Annotated in this window: 1 protein-coding gene; it reads left to right on the top strand. The window is 41.9% G+C overall.

The features are described from left to right. Positions 1-47: 47 nt before the first annotated feature. Positions 48-246: YejL family protein (locus tag AAEZ03_RS28520; protein ID WP_350583331.1), on the top strand; the 199-nt coding region annotated here is incomplete at its 3' end.

The following is a 246-nucleotide window of genomic DNA, read 5'->3' as shown; positions in this document are numbered from 1 at the left end:
CCGTTATTATGTGCAGCTAATTCATTCTTTATTGACGTTTTCTGACTATGGCAATTCAATCTAAATATACAAACACACAAGTTGAAGCAAATATCAGCGAGCTGCTTGCAGTTCTCGCTAAGCATCAAGCCCCCACCGATTTAAGCCTAATGGTATTAGGTAACTGCGTGACGCATTTACTCGAGCAAAAAGTCCCAGGTGAATCACGTCAAAAAGTCGCGGAGCAATTTGCCAAAGCCTTAACAC

The organism is Pseudomonas sp. HY2-MNA-CIBAN-0224 (genome assembly GCF_040310285.1).
GTDB classification, from domain to species: Bacteria; Pseudomonadota; Gammaproteobacteria; order Pseudomonadales; family Pseudomonadaceae; genus Aquipseudomonas; species Aquipseudomonas helleri.
This window is presented reverse-complemented; position numbering and strand designations above follow the sequence as displayed.